Consider the following 14448-nt stretch of genomic DNA (forward strand, 5'->3'; position numbering starts at 1 on the left):
GGAGGGAATACAAATGCGATTTGATGAAGCCTATTCAGGCAATGTTTTTATTAAAAGCCATCCAACATTTGAAGACAGCGAAGCCGTTCTATACGGCATGCCAATGGACTGGACAGTCAGCTACCGTCCGGGTTCAAGATTCGGTCCAACCCGCATCCGCGAGGTTTCAATCGGTCTTGAGGAATACAGCGCGTATTTAGACCGCGAGCTTGAAGAAGTGAAGTATTATGATGCAGGCGATATTCCGCTTCCGTTCGGAAATCCGCAGCGAAGCCTTGATATGATCGAAGATTTCATTGATAAGCTTTCGGCTGAGGACAAGTTCCCGCTCGGTATGGGAGGGGAGCACCTTGTATCATGGCCTGTCATCAAAGCGATGTACAAAAAATACCCTGATTTAGCGATTATCCATATGGACGCACATACTGATCTGCGCGAAGATTATGAGGGAGAGCCTCTTTCTCACTCAACACCAATCCGCAAGGCCGCTAATCTGATCGGACCTTCAAATGTTTACTCATTCGGAATTCGTTCAGGTATGAAAGAAGAATTCCAGTGGGCGAAAGAAGTCGGCATGCACATTTCTAAATTTGAAGTGCTTGAGCCTTTAAAAGAGGTGCTTCCGAAGCTTGCAGGACGCCCTGTCTATGTAACCATTGATATTGATGTCCTCGATCCTGCACACGCACCTGGCACAGGTACAGTGGATGCAGGCGGTATTACATCAAAAGAATTGCTTGCATCCATCCATGCGATTGCAAACTCGGATATCAGCGTAGTAGGCGCTGATCTTGTAGAAGTAGCTCCAATTTATGATAACTCTGAGCAAACAGCTAACACAGCAAGCAAATTAATTCGTGAAATGATTTTAGGATGGGTGCAAAAACGTCCTTAATTTGAGGAGAAGCTCCAGATATGACTGGGGCTTTTTTCTTATCGTTTAGGAAACTATAAAAGGAAATAGGTTGTGGATAATGAAATTAAGTTATCTTCGTCCAGCTCCAGCGCCTAGATCCTCGGTCAGAACGAATCCGCCAAAAAAGTTAAACCTCGACTTTTCTGTCGGATTCTTATCTGCCTGTCGGATCTGACCAAGGCGCCTGCGCTTTTGTACTTTTGGAATATTTGGCGAAAAGCGTATAAATAATGCCAGAACGTCAACCATGAATACGACCCGCCGTCCTATTGAACTTTTTTCATGAAATCTTTATACTAGATAAGTTAATAGCGGATACTTTAAAAGGATGTGTCAAAATGACGGCAAGTAAACCAGTTCAAATTATCGTAAAAACCGAAATCAGCCAGGGGGATGATTCAGAGAACCTGGAGCTTTTTACGAGCGGTGAACACTATGTTAAAAATAACGCCTCCTATTTAAGCTATCACGAGGAACACGAGTACGGAAAAGTAAAAACGGTCGTGAAGTTCAGAGACGACGAGGTTTTCATTATGAGATCCGGATCTATTTCAATGAAGCAGCGCTTTATTGAAGGAACGGAAACCATCACGAATTATCAGACACAATTCGGACAGCTTCAGCTTGAAACCAACACTACAGCGATTTCCGTCCGCACGATGGAAGGGAAATCAAACGGCATCATCAAAGTTGATTATGAATTGCAGATTGGCGAAGAAGATTCGCATTTACATACTTTACATATCATGTTTAGGGAGGAAAAAGGATGAACATCGTTGAGCAAGTAAAAGAACGGTTAAAAAGTGAAATTAAAGCGTCAGTGCAAAAAGCAGGCCTGGCAGAAGAAAGTCAAATTCCAGACGCTATTCTTGAGCTGCCAAAAGATAAAGCTCACGGAGACTATTCTACAAATATGGCGATGCAGCTTGCACGCGTGGCTAAGAAAGCACCTCGAGCCATTGCAGAAGACATAGTCGCTTCTTTTGATAAAGGCAAAGCATCGATTGAAAAAATTGAGATCGCAGGACCAGGATTCATCAATTTTTATATGAACAACTCTTATTTAACAGATCTTATTCCATCTATTCTTAAAGCTTCCGACTCTTATGGCGAGGTCAATATCGGCAACAAAGAAAAACTGCAGGTTGAATTTGTATCGGCTAATCCGACAGGAACGCTTCATTTAGGACACGCGCGCGGCGCAGCAGTCGGCGATTCTCTTTGCAATATTCTAGGTAAAGCAGGCTATGATGTTTCACGTGAATACTACATCAATGATGCAGGAAATCAGATCAATAATCTTGCTCTTTCTGTTGAAGCCCGCTATCTTCAGGCGCTTGGACAAGATGCAGCCATGCCTGAGGACGGCTACCACGGTCAGGATATCATCGAAATCGGCAAAAAGCTTGCGGATGAATTCGGCGATCGTTTTGCAAATGAAAGCAAAGAAGAGCGCCTTGGATTTTTCCGTGAATACGGACTGAAATTTGAGATGGATAAATTGAAAAAAGACCTGGAGGCATTCCGTGTGCCATTTGATGTTTGGTATTCAGAAACGTCACTTTACCATAACGGCAAAATCGATCAGGCTCTTCGGGTTCTTCGTGAAAAAGGACACATTTTCGAAGAAGACGGCGCTACATGGTTCCGTTCAACTGTGTTCGGAGATGACAAAGACCGTGTATTAATTAAGAATGATGGTTCTTACACGTATTTAACGCCTGATATCGCATACCACAAAGACAAGCTTGACCGCGGATTTACTAAGCTGATCAACATTTGGGGCGCAGATCATCACGGATACATCCCGCGTATGAAGGCTGCTATTGAAGCGCTCGGCTATGAAAAGGATACACTTGAGGTTGAAATTATTCAGCTTGTCCACCTATATAAAAACGGCGAGAAAATGAAAATGAGCAAACGTACTGGCAAAGCTGTAACAATGCGCGACCTGATGGAAGAAGTCGGTCTTGACGCTGTTCGTTATTTCTTCGCAATGAGAAGTGCGGACACTCATATGGACTTTGACATGGACCTTGCTGCATCACAATCTAATGAAAACCCTGTTTTCTATGCTCAATATGCACATGCACGGATTGAAAGCATGCTGCGTCAAGGAGCAGAGCAAGGATTATCATATGACGCTGTTCAGAATTTCACAGACATCTCATCTGAAAAAGAAATTGAACTCCTGAAAATACTGGGTGAATTCCCGCAGGCAGTAGCAGAAGCAGCAGCAAAACGCATTCCGCACCGCATCACAAATTACGTGAATGATGTCGCATCTGCTCTGCACAGCTTCTATAACGCAGAAAAAGTACTTGATCCGGAAAATGAAGAGAAAAGTAAAGCGCGCCTCGCTCTAATGAGAGCAACGCAAATTACGCTTAAAAATTCATTGTCACTGATCGGTGTTTCTGCACCTGAAAAAATGTAAGAATGAGGAACGAACGGCTAACCGCCGTTCGTTTTTAGTTGTTTAGGAAATTATAAAATGAAAAAGTTGTAGATAATTAAATAATGTTATCTACGGTAAGCGCAAGCGCCTAGATCCTCGGTCAGAACGAATCCGCAAAAAAATTCGGGACCCGGACTTTTTTTGCGGATTCTTATTTGCCTGTCGGAGCGGGCCTTGGCGCTTGCACTTTTGTTCTTGCATCATTTAATGGCAAGTGGAAACGCTCTGCAAAACCGAATAACGGTATGGGAGGGTAAGAAAGCGTCTGAATCGTACCCTGCTAAACCGAATAACGGTATGGGAGGGTAAGGAAACGCCGGAATCGTACCCCGCAAAACCGAATAACGGTATGGGAGGGTAAGAAAGCGTCTGAATCGTACCCTTCAAAACCGAATAACGATATGGGAGGGTAAGAAAGCGCCGGAATCGTACCCCGCAAAACCGAATAACGATATGGGAGGGTAAGGAAACGCCGGAATCGTACCCTGCAAAACCGAATAACGATATGGGAGGGTAAGGAAGCGTCTGAATCGTACCCCGAAAAACCGAATAACGGTATGAGAGGGTAAGAAAGCGCTGGAATCGTACCCCGAAAAACCGAATAACGGTATGGGAGGGTAAGAGTGCCACGGATAACCTCTCAAAAAATGAAAGCAGAGAATACCTCCCGTTTCCCGCTCCAGTGCAGCAATCATTTTTCACCATCCAAATTACTAAACCTGTTTTCATAAGCATATGGACATTTGGGTTAAAGTTTAATCTGGACCTGAACGTATGTAATCCGGCTGTCTGAATCGGCTCTTTGTAACCGAGATTGAATTCTTTTCTTTTCCTGTGCTGGCAAATTTCTTCGGATTAATTTTAAGACAACAGTTTGCCGCCAAAACGGGTTTATTTATATAACAAATTGTGGTAGAAATTAAAGGGTTATAAGAGGGGGGCAATGCATAATGGGATGTTTGACTGCACTGATAAAAATTCCGATTACCATCGTGATATTGGCAATAGGCTGGATGACGTTTTCTGGTTTGTTGAACCTTTTTTCTGCAAATGAGACGGGGAAGGCTTTTGCATGCGGCCTGTTTCTGGTGGTACTGGCAGCAATCCTTTACATGCTGTGGGGAAGAAAGCGATTAGAAATGAGGGAAAGAGTAAGTGATGCAGGTTTCTTTCTGCTTATGCTATTTTCTGCAATCCTGATGGCTGTTGGCACATATAACGGTTTTGCTGAGGGCGAATGGCTGCTGGCTTCGGTTGCCGCACTTTTCTGCCTGGTAGCTGCAGCACTATGTATCGGTTCTTTTATCAGCATATTTGAAAAGAAAAAAGAAAATCACGGGGCATAAACCCCGTGATCCTATCTACCATCTAATCGAACCGCCGCTCAGCCTTTTTACTCCGCGAACAGCTGAGATCTCCTCAACCAGTCTTAAAGCAGCCCGGTCCTTTTGCTTTGCCTCAATCATAAAATCGCAATCCATTTCCATCTCCTTCAGTTTTTTCAGCAAGGGCATTATAAAATTCAGGTCTACATAATCAGCGTGGCTTCTGAATTCTTTTTCAGATTTAGGAGAGGAAATATGAATTTTAGGCTTGGCCTGTCTGCCTTCCCACGTTTTTGCAAACCGCACCAGCAGTTCCTCCAAATCATCTCCATCTGATTTGTTTGCATAGTAGTGATGATAGTCAAACATAAGAGGAATGCCTTCATTTTCACAGATGGCAAGCGTTTCAGAAGTTGTGTATGTTTTGTCATCATTTTCAAGCGTCATTCGCTGCTTGATGTCCTCAGGGAGCGCTTTTATATTGCTGTAAAAACGCTCTGTCGCTGTTTCTTTATTCCCATAGGCTCCGCCGACGTGAATGTTGATGAAACCTTCTTTTTCAAGTCCCATCCCTTTTAGCAGGTCATAATGGTACTGCATATCGATCACGGCGTTTTCCGTAATATGCGGCTTATCGCTTGTAAACAATGTGAACTGATTTGGATGGAAGCTCGTTCTCAAACCGTTTTCCCGGACCAGTTTTCCGATTTCTTTTAATAGGTAGGAAAAAGGAGTGATAAAATCCCATTTCACATCTGGGTGAGTGGCAAGCGGCACAAGGGATGATGAAAATCGGTAAAGCTCAATTTGATGGGCAATATTGTAATGAATCATCCGCAGAGTATGCTCTAAATTCTGTTCTGTAACTGCAAGGAGCGCTTCAGATTGAGCCTCTCCATCAAGCTTTGAATAACGGGCATACGTCAATGTTTTTGCAGGAGAGCAGTCCCAAAGGTTTAATGCATTTGAAACGTAGCCAAAACGAATAAACATATGACGCTCCTTTTCCTCATGAAAATTTTTACAAAAAATAAGAGACTAGTGTGGCGACTGCTTCTAATCCTCTCTGTGTGATGGATCTTTCAGTGAATTTTTCATAGGTCAGCTTCACGGACCCTCTTATGTCTTCATTCACGGTAGTCTTCACGTACTTAATAAAATCCTTATCATAAATAAGACAATTCATTTCATCGTTTAAGTAAAGGCTCCGCTTGTCAAAATTAGCAGTTCCAATGTCGCAGAGCGTATCATCGACTACAATGACTTTTGCATGATAAAAACCATAATAATATTGATAGATTTCACAGCCCGAAAGAATCAGGGGGCCGAAGTATGGAAAAGAGGCTTCCTTGACTAAAGGATGGTCTGCTCTCATTGGGACGAGCACTTTAATATCTACACCGCGACTCCGTGCCTTTATAAGCTCATCCTGTATTTTTTTGCCTGGTATAAAATAAGGCGTGCAAATCATCAGCTCTTTTTGTGCCTGCTTGATGAATGATAAAAAATGACCTTCTAAGCTTTGCCCGTAGGTAGAAAGGAATTGATGTTCAATCGTCCCTTGCGAGAGGGATGGGAAGTAAGCTTGAACAGTATTAAGGTCTTCATTTGTCGCTTCATGCCAATCACGTAAAAATTGTGTTTGGAGATCCTGCACACCTTCACTTGTTACACGCAGATGATAATCCCGCCAGAAGCCAAGCTTCGGATCCTTCCCTAAATATTCTTTTCCAATATTGAATCCTCCAGAATAACCGACCTTTCCGTCAATCACCGTAATCTTACGGTGATTGCGTGCCTGAAGAGTGTAAAAAAAGTAAGGCGGTGAAGGATTATGTGTATACGAAAAAGAAACTCCGCTCTTTTTTAATTCTGTTATTTTCGCTTTTTCAAGTGATTTGCTGCCGACGTAATCCAGAAGAAGCCGGACTTCAATCCCCTGTTCTGCTTTTTTCATGAGAAGGGCAAGAAATTCATCGCTGTCAGGATCATTTTTTACAATATAAAATAACACATGGATCGAATGTGTGCTATTTTCAATGTCCTCAAACAATCTTTCATAAAAGCGTTCACCCACAATAAATAGTTCAATATCACTTTTTCTCAGAGGGTATTTCAGTTCATTTAATTTGCTGAGGTGTTTTTTTCTGCCAAAAAAATAGTCGAGCCGCAGCCAAACAAAGAATATCAATGCAATTATTCCTATTAGTAACATGCTGTTCAACGTAAGCCCTCCTTATTGCTCCTGATCATCTAACTATTATGTTTTACGTCAGGATGAAAAATTATCAGCATAAAATCATTGACTGAATGCTCATTCATTATTATCATGTAAATATAGGGTAAGATTCAGAAAATTACATGGATTTTAATTTTTTTGAATGATGGGGCAATGGGAGAATTCATCACAGAAACGGGGGAGACAAGATGGAAGCACTGTTATGGATCAATTTTGCTGCATTTATACTTGTAACCGCTTACGGTGCAAGTTTGTTTATTTACTTGATCCGTTCAAGAATGGCATACATCAAGCTCGGGAAGAAAACAGAGTTTGATCAGCAATTAAATGAAAGACTGAAGAACATTATGGTCAATGTTTTCGGTCAAAAGAAGCTCCTTAAGGATAAAAAGAGCGGCATCATGCATGTGATGTTCTTTTACGGGTTTATCCTTGTACAGTTTGGAGCACTTGATTTTATTATTAAAGGCTTATTGCCAGACAAGCATCTTCCGCTTGGACCGCTTTATCCGGGCTTCACTTTCTTTCAGGAAATCGTCACTTTGATGATCCTGGTTGCGGTTGTTTGGGCTTTTTACCGCAGGTACATTGAGAAGCTTGTGCGGTTAAAGAAAAACTTTAAAGCCGGGCTTGTTTTAATCTTTATCGGCGGCCTGATGCTGTCCGTTCTGCTTGGCAACGGAATGAACTTAATCTGGCACAATCATGAACTAACATGGACAGAACCGATTGCCTCAAGCTTCGCCTATCTGCTGAGCTTTGTCGGCGAAACTGGTGCGGCCGTTATCTTCTACGTTTCATGGTGGGTGCATTTGCTTATTCTTTTAACATTCTTGGTTTATGTGCCTCAATCAAAGCATGCTCACTTGCTTGCGGGTCCGGCGAATGTTTACTTCGGCCGTCTTTCAAACCCTGGAAAACTTGAGAAGATTGATTTTGAGGACGAGTCACAGGAAACATTCGGTGTTGGAAAAATTGAAGATTTCAAACAAACACAGCTGATAGATTTATATGCATGTGTCGAATGCGGACGCTGTACGAATATGTGTCCTGCAACCGGAACAGGCAAAATGCTTTCTCCGATGGATTTAATTTTGAGACTGCGCGATCATTTAACGGAAAAAGGGGCAGCTGTAACGTCCATGTCTCCATGGGTGCCAACGTACGCTTTTTCCGGCACTAAGGGCAATCAGCTTGCAGCTGTGGCATCAGGTCAGGGTTCTCAGGAAGCAGCTGCCGCGCTTGAATATAATCCAAGCCTGATCGGCGAAATCATCACAGAAGAAGAAATCTGGGCGTGTACGACATGCCGCAACTGTGAAGATCAGTGCCCGGTTATGAATGAGCATGTAGACAAAATCATTGATATGCGACGTTATCTAGTTTTGACAGAAGGTAAAATGGATCCGGATGCACAGCGTGCGATGACAAACATTGAGCGCCAGGGAAATCCATGGGGCCTTAACCGAAAAGAGCGTGAAGACTGGCGCGAGGCGCGCGACGACGTTCATGTTCCAACTGTAAAAGAAATGAGTAAAGCAGGCGAGGAGTTTGAGTACCTGTTCTGGGTAGGCTCAATGGGATCGTACGATAACCGCAGCCAAAAAATCGCGTTATCTTTTGCGAAGCTTTTAAATGAAGCCGGAGTGAAATTCGCGATCCTTGGAAACAAGGAAAAGAACTCGGGAGACACGCCTCGCCGCCTTGGAAACGAATTTTTATTCCAGGAGCTTGCAACGAAAAATATTGATGAATTCCAGAAAAATGAGATCAAGAAAATCGTCACGATTGATCCTCATGCGTACAACATTTTCAAAAATGAATATCCTGATTTTGGGCTCGAGGCAGAAGTGTACCATCATACTGAACTTCTTGCCCAGCTTGTAGAAGAAGGAAGACTTGTTCCTAAATTTGAAGTGAACGAGACCATTACCTTCCATGACTCCTGCTACTTGGGACGCTACAACGAAGTATATGAACCGCCGCGCGAAATTCTGAAGTCCATTCCTGGAGTTAAGCTTGTAGAAATGACCCGCAACCGTGAAACGGGAATGTGCTGCGGAGCAGGCGGAGGACTCATGTGGATGGAAGAAGATGCCGGTTCACGGGTAAACGTGGCAAGAACAAACCAGGCGCTTGAAGTGAACCCGACAGTCATCAGTTCAGGCTGTCCGTACTGCTTAACGATGCTGAGTGACGGAACGAAAGCAAAAGAGGTTGAAGAAACCGTCAGCACGTATGACGTAGCAGAGCTGCTTGAAAAAGCGGTGCTGGGAGATAAAAAAGAGAGCGTTGCTTAAAAGGAATTTCAGCATAAATGAAGAATGAAAGAGATAGACATATAGGAGGGTGAAGCGGATTTCGTTTCACCTTCTTCCCTGGAAGTAATCTGAGCGAGCGTTCAATCGGAATTTTGTAACCGTTTTCTTATAAAAGATTTGAGGGGATGACGAATGATGAATCGAACTGTAATCGTAAGCGGTGTTAGAACACCATTTGGAAAATTCGGGGGCGGACTCAGCTCTCTTACAGCGTCTGAGCTCGGAGGAATCGCTATTAAAGAAGCCTTGAAGCGTGCAAAAGTAAACGCAGAAGAGGTGGATGAAGTGATTATGGGTTCTGTTCTGCAAGGCGGTCAAGGGCAAATTCCTTCCCGTCAGGCTGCAAGACATGCGGACATTCCCTGGAGCGTAAAAACAGAAACGATTAACAAAGTATGTGCGTCAGGAATGAGAAGTGTCACGCTTGCTGATCAAATTATCCGTGCCGGCGACGAAGAGGTCATAGTAGCAGGCGGAATGGAATCAATGAGCAATGCTCCGTACATCATGCCTAAAGCAAGATGGGGACTGCGCATGGGAGATGCCAAGGTTCAGGATTTAATGGTTCATGATGGTCTTACATGCAGCTTTACAGGGGTTCACATGGGCACGTACGGAAATGAAACAGCATCAGATTTAGACATTTCAAGAGAAGCACAGGACGCGTGGGCGCTAAGAAGTCACAAGCTTACAGTTGAAGCGATCGAATCAGGGAAATTAGGCGAAGAAATCGTCAGTGTGGAGATTCCGCAGCGTAAAGGCGATCCGCTTAAAATAGAGCACGATGAAGCACCGAGAAAAGACACATCGATTGAAAGACTGTCTAAATTAAAACCAGTTTTTAATCAAGCAGGCACCATTACGGCAGGAAATGCACCTGGTGTCAATGACGGCGCGGGAGCTCTTGTGCTGATGAGCGAAAAGCGTGCTATACAAGAAGGAAAGCAGCCGATTGCGGCGATCATCGGCCATACATCCATTGCGCTTGAAGCAAAGGACTTTCCGAAAACACCAGGACTTGTCATTCTTGAGCTTTTGAAAAAAACGGGTAAGAGGCTCGAAGAAATCGATCTGTTCGAAATTAATGAGGCATTTTCAGCGGTCGCTTTAGCAAGCAATCAGCTGGCAGGACTCCATCCTGAAAAAGTAAATGTAAACGGCGGAGCCGTTGCACTCGGACATCCGATTGGAGCAAGCGGGGCAAGAATCATTATTACATTAATTCATGAGCTGAAAAGACGCGGCGGCGGAATCGGCATTGCGGCTATCTGCAGCGGCGGAGGCCAGGGCGACGCAATCATGGTTGAAGTATAAGCTTTAAAACGAACAAGGGGGATGGACATGAGTATTCAAAACGTAATGGTTATCGGGGCAGGTCAAATGGGATCAGGCATTGCACAGGTATGTGCAATGGCAGGCTACAAGGTTTACTTGAATGATTTAAAAGAAGAATTCGTTCAAAAGGGATTCGCGGCGATTAATAAAAATCTTCAAAGACAAGTAGATAAAGAAAAAATGACAGCTGAACAAAAACAGGAAATCTTAAGCAGACTGACAGCTTCAACAGATCTTCAGGATGCCGCTCAGACGGATTTAGTGATTGAGGCAGCTGTTGAAAATATGAAAATCAAATCAGACATTTTTGCAAAGCTTGATGAGATTACACCAGAGCAAACCATTCTTGCAACAAATACTTCTTCTTTGCCGATTACAGAAATCGCAGCAGCAACAAAGCGTCCTGAAAAGGTAATCGGCATGCACTTTATGAATCCGGTGCCAGTGATGAAGCTGGTTGAAATTATCCGCGGTCTCGCAACAAGCGATGAAGTGTATCAGGCGATTGAAGATATGACGAAAACATTGAAAAAAGTCCCGGTTGAAGTGAATGATTTTCCTGGCTTTGTTTCAAACCGTATCCTCATGCCGATGATCAATGAAGCCATCTACACTCTGTACGAAGGGGTTGCAGAGAAAGAAGCGATTGATGAAGTGATGAAGCTCGGAATGAATCATCCGATGGGACCGCTCACTCTTGCTGACTTTATCGGTCTTGATACGTGTCTTTATATTATGGAAACGCTGCACGAAGGCTTTGGCGACGATAAATACCGCCCATGCCCGCTTCTCAGAAAATATGTGAAAGCAGGATGGCTCGGCCGCAAAACAGGCAGAGGTTTTTATTCATACGAGGGATAATCAGACATCACAGGGGGACGGAACATGAATATTCGCTTCACAGAAGAGCAGGAAATGATGAGGAAGATGGTTCGGGATTTTGCTCAAACAGAAATTGAGCCGTATGTTGCAAAAATGGAGAAGGGGGAATTTCCAAGAGTGATTCTCCGTAAAATGGGCTCACTTGGTTTAATGGGGATTCCAATTCCTGAGCAATACGGGGGAGCAGGTATGGATTTTACCTCTTACATTATCGCCATCCATGAGCTTTCAAAAGTAAGCGCGACAGTCGGAGTAATATTAAGCGTTCATACTTCAGTCGGCACAAATCCAATTCTTTATTTTGGAACAGAAGAGCAGAAAAAGAAGTATATTCCAAAGCTTGCAAGCGGCGAATACTTAGGGGCCTTCTGCTTAACAGAGCCGGGATCAGGATCTGATGCAGGCAGCTTAAGAACAAAAGCTGTAAAAAAAGACGGCAAATACATTTTGAATGGATCAAAGGTATTTATCACAAATGGCGGAGAGGCAGACACATATATTGTGTTTGCGTCAACAAATCCCGGCGCTGGCACAAGGGGTATTTCAGCATTTGTGGTTGAAAAGAATACGAAGGGTCTTGTGATTGGGAAAGACGAGCACAAAATGGGTCTTAACGGTTCACGGACTGTCGAACTTTCCTTTGAAGGTGCAGAGGTTCCATTTGAAAATCTTCTTGGGGAAGAAGGAGACGGGTTTAAAATTGCCATGGCCAATCTGGATGTGGGGAGAATTGGAATTGCTGCCCAGTCACTCGGCATCGCCCAGGCGGCACTTGAGCACTCCATCAACTATGCACAAGACCGTTTTCAATTCGGCAAGCCAATCTCTGCTCAGCAGGGAATCGGCTTTAAACTGGCAGACATGGCAACAAGTGTTGAATCCTCTGAACTCCTGACATACAGAGCCGCTTTCTTGAGGCAGAACGGACTTCCTTGCGGAAAAGAAGCGTCCATGGCTAAGCTGTTTGCTTCAAAAACAGCCATGGAGGTTGCCACAGAAGCGATTCAAGTATACGGCGGCTATGGCTATACAAAAGATTATCCGGTTGAACGCTACTTCAGGGATGCAAAAGTGTGCGAGATTTACGAAGGAACAAGCGAGATTCAAAGAATCGTCATCAGCAAACATGTCTTAAATTAAAACAATGGGGGATGAAATAGATGTTTTTTAAACTATCAGATGAGCATGAAATGATCCGGAAAATGGTAAGAGACTTCGCTAAAAATGAAGTAGAGCCGACAGCTGCAGAGCGCGATGAAGAAGAACGTTTTGACCGCGAACTTTTCGACAAAATGGCAGAGCTTGGCTTAACGGGTATTCCGTGGCCGGAAGAATACGGCGGCATCGGCAGCGACTACTTGGCATATGTCATTGCGGTTGAAGAGCTTTCAAGAGTGTGTGCATCAATCGGGGTTACCTTATCTGCCCATACATCACTTGCGGGCTGGCCTGTCTACAAATTCGGCACAGAAGAGCAAAAGCAGAAGTATTTGAAGCCAATGGCACAGGGCGAAAAAATTGGCGCTTATGGATTAACTGAGCCAGGATCAGGTTCTGACGCAGGCGGCATGAGAACAAATGCTAAATTAAACGGCGACCATTACGTTCTTAATGGCTCCAAGATTTTCATCACAAACGGCGGAATTGCGGATACGTATATTGTGTTTGCTGTAACGGATCCTGAAAGCAAGCATAAAGGCACAAGTGCATTTATCGTTGAAAAAGACTTCAAAGGCTTCTCTGTGGGCAAAAAAGAAAGCAAGCTCGGCATTCGTTCCTCTCCGACAACAGAAATCATCTTTGAAGATTGCATCGTGCCAAAAGAAAATCTTCTTGGCCAAGAAGGAGAAGGCTTTAAAATCGCCATGATGACACTTGATGGCGGCCGTAACGGGATTGCTGCTCAAGCAGTCGGAATCGCCCAAGGCGCTCTTGACGCTTCTGTTGCTTATGCGAAAGAACGCCAGCAATTCGGAAAACCAATTGCGATGCAGCAGGGTATTGGCTTTAAATTGGCTGATATGGCTACAACGGTTGAAGCATCCCGTCTCTTAACCTATCAGGCTGCATGGCTTGAATCAGAAGGACTTCCTTATGGAAAAGAATCAGCCATGTCCAAGCTTTTTGCAGGGGATACGGCAATGAAGGTGACAACAGAAGCTGTACAGGTATTCGGCGGCTACGGCTACACGAAAGATTACCCGGTAGAACGGTACATGAGGGATGCAAAAATTACACAAATCTATGAGGGAACGCAGGAGATTCAAAGACTGGTTATCTCAAGAATGATTACAAAATAAGCGGAGAATTCAAACAGGGAGGCGGTGGAAAATGACGAAACGTGAAGTGCATGCTTCTGTCAAAGATGAGCGGCTTGTTCAAAAACGGCGTGACCAGATGATTAAAGGTGCGGTAAATCTCTTTAAGCAAAAAGGATTCCACCGCACCACCACCAGGGAAATTGCCAAGGCGGCCGGCTTCAGCATCGGCACGCTGTATGAATACATCAGACAAAAGGAAGATGTGCTGTATCTTGTCTGTGACACGATCTATGACCAGGTTCGCGACAGACTGGAGAAAGACATTGATCTTAAACAGGGGACAATTGAAAGCTTAAAGGTTGCTATTGCCAACTACTTCAAAGTGGTCGATGAAATGCAGGATGAGGTGCTTGTCATGTATCAGGAGGCAAAGTCACTGTCGCGTGACGCTCTCCCGTACGTCCTGCAAAAAGAAATCGAAATGGTCGGGATGTTTGAAAAAGTGATTGAAGGCTGCGTGGATAAAGGGGAAATCTCGCTTTCTTCAAGAGAGCGGGAACTATTGGCACACAATATATTCGTTCAGGGTCAAATGTGGGGCTTCAGAAGATGGGCCCTGCAAAGAAATTACACTATAGATGAGTATATAGAAGTACAGACGAAATTGATCCTTCAAGGAGTAGAGAAAAACGGGAATCAAACGAAATAACG

At 43.9% G+C, this 14448-nt stretch carries 13 protein-coding genes; 10 read left to right on the plus strand and 3 right to left on the minus strand.

The genetic code is table 11. The annotated features are described in order from the left end of the window. Window positions 1-13: 13 nt before the first annotated feature. Window positions 14-895, plus strand: a complete 882-nt coding sequence (gene speB / locus GJU41_RS09145; RefSeq protein ID WP_154318403.1) for an agmatinase — start codon at window positions 14-16, stop codon at window positions 893-895. Between the two features lie 90 nt (window positions 896-985). Here the strand turns inward: speB and GJU41_RS09150 are convergent, their stop codons facing one another. Then, window positions 986-1165 carry a hypothetical protein gene (locus GJU41_RS09150; RefSeq protein ID WP_070878789.1) on the minus strand — a complete coding sequence of 60 codons (180 nt, stop codon included), beginning with the start codon at window positions 1163-1165 and terminating at the stop codon, window positions 986-988. Window positions 1166-1254: 89 nt separating this feature from the next. On the opposite strand from GJU41_RS09150, the gene GJU41_RS09155 reads away from it, so the two are divergent. From GJU41_RS09155 to GJU41_RS09165, 3 genes are all read left to right on the plus strand, one after another. After that, a complete protein-coding gene (locus GJU41_RS09155) occupies window positions 1255-1686 on the plus strand; it encodes a YwiB family protein (protein WP_154318404.1) in 432 nt (143 codons plus the stop codon). Continuing rightward, window positions 1683-3353, plus strand: a complete 1671-nt coding sequence (gene argS, locus GJU41_RS09160; protein ID WP_070878787.1) for an arginine--tRNA ligase — start codon at window positions 1683-1685, stop codon at window positions 3351-3353. The genes GJU41_RS09155 and argS overlap by 4 nt, the downstream gene beginning before the upstream one ends. 971 nt (window positions 3354-4324) lie before the next feature. Further along, on the plus strand, window positions 4325-4720 hold the full coding sequence (locus GJU41_RS09165; RefSeq protein WP_070877945.1) for a hypothetical protein: 396 nt from the start codon (window positions 4325-4327) through the stop codon (window positions 4718-4720). A 15-nt stretch (window positions 4721-4735) separates the two neighbouring features. On the opposite strand, the gene uvsE is transcribed toward GJU41_RS09165, so the two are convergent. Both uvsE and cls read right to left on the minus strand, forming a co-directional pair. After that, complete coding sequence (gene uvsE, locus GJU41_RS09170; RefSeq protein ID WP_154318405.1) at window positions 4736-5692, minus strand: UV DNA damage repair endonuclease UvsE; 957 nt, start codon at window positions 5690-5692, stop codon at window positions 4736-4738. 28 nt (window positions 5693-5720) lie between these two features. Next, complete coding sequence (gene cls / locus GJU41_RS09175) at window positions 5721-6914, minus strand: cardiolipin synthase (RefSeq protein WP_154318851.1); 1194 nt, start codon at window positions 6912-6914, stop codon at window positions 5721-5723. A gap of 212 nt (window positions 6915-7126) precedes the next feature. On the opposite strand from cls, the gene GJU41_RS09180 reads away from it, so the two are divergent. From GJU41_RS09180 to GJU41_RS09205, 6 genes are all read left to right on the plus strand, one after another. Continuing rightward, window positions 7127-9238 (plus strand): (Fe-S)-binding protein, encoded by a 2112-nt coding sequence (locus GJU41_RS09180; RefSeq protein ID WP_154318406.1) that lies wholly within the window; start codon window positions 7127-7129, stop codon window positions 9236-9238. Window positions 9239-9394: 156 nt separating this feature from the next. Continuing rightward, the gene (locus tag GJU41_RS09185; protein ID WP_154318407.1) at window positions 9395-10573 is read left to right on the plus strand and encodes an acetyl-CoA C-acetyltransferase; all 1179 of its coding nucleotides are present in this window, start codon (window positions 9395-9397) and stop codon (window positions 10571-10573) included. Window positions 10574-10600: 27 nt separating this feature from the next. After that, a complete protein-coding gene (locus GJU41_RS09190; RefSeq protein WP_154318408.1) occupies window positions 10601-11455 on the plus strand; it encodes a 3-hydroxybutyryl-CoA dehydrogenase in 855 nt (284 codons plus the stop codon). A gap of 24 nt (window positions 11456-11479) precedes the next feature. After that, window positions 11480-12616 carry an acyl-CoA dehydrogenase gene (locus tag GJU41_RS09195; RefSeq protein ID WP_154318409.1) on the plus strand — a complete coding sequence of 379 codons (1137 nt, stop codon included), beginning with the start codon at window positions 11480-11482 and terminating at the stop codon, window positions 12614-12616. A 20-nt stretch (window positions 12617-12636) separates the two neighbouring features. After that, entirely contained in the window at window positions 12637-13776 is a 1140-nt protein-coding gene (locus GJU41_RS09200; RefSeq protein WP_070877955.1) for an acyl-CoA dehydrogenase, read from the plus strand. 31 nt (window positions 13777-13807) lie between these two features. Beyond that, a complete protein-coding gene (locus GJU41_RS09205) occupies window positions 13808-14446 on the plus strand; it encodes a TetR/AcrR family transcriptional regulator (protein ID WP_070877957.1) in 639 nt (212 codons plus the stop codon). The last annotated feature ends 2 nt before the right edge of the window (window positions 14447-14448 follow it).

The sequence above is a fragment of the Metabacillus idriensis genome (genome assembly GCF_009674765.1).
In the GTDB taxonomy this organism is placed as follows: domain Bacteria; phylum Bacillota; class Bacilli; order Bacillales; family Bacillaceae; genus Bacillus_P; species Bacillus_P idriensis.